Source organism: Vibrio sp. 10N.261.54.A5, from assembly GCF_041471145.1.
GTDB classification, from domain to species: Bacteria; Pseudomonadota; Gammaproteobacteria; order Enterobacterales; family Vibrionaceae; genus Vibrio; species Vibrio crassostreae_C.
In genome coordinates this window covers 1-299 of record NZ_JBFRNU010000120.1, presented here as the reverse complement: position 1 = coordinate 299, position 299 = coordinate 1, and the positions used below count along the sequence as shown (strand labels likewise).

The following is a 299-nucleotide window of genomic DNA, read 5'->3' as shown; positions in this document are numbered from 1 at the left end:
TCCGGATGCATTGTTTAAGACAATGAGACTAAACCATTTTCATCTTCAGCATAAAGCGTGAGAGAGAATTTGGAGCGATACATCGGGTTCGAACCGATGACCTCAACCTTGGCAAGGTTGCGCTCTACCAACTGAGCTAGTATCGCATTAGTTATTCGCTGCTCTTACTGCCTTGGGCAACAGATAGCGCTTAACTGTAATGTGGTTGCGGGAGCCGGATTTGAACCGACGACCTTCGGGTTATGAGCCCGACGAGCTACCAAACTGCTCCATCCCGCGTCCGGATGCATTATTTAAGT

2 tRNA genes are annotated in these 299 nt (G+C 48.5%); both read right to left on the bottom strand.

The features are described from left to right. Positions 1–70: 70 nt before the first annotated feature. Positions 71–146, bottom strand: a tRNA-Gly gene (locus tag AB4329_RS22435). 56 nt (positions 147–202) lie between these two features. Then, a tRNA-Met gene (locus AB4329_RS22430) sits at positions 203–279 on the bottom strand. Positions 280–299: the final 20 nt, after the last annotated feature.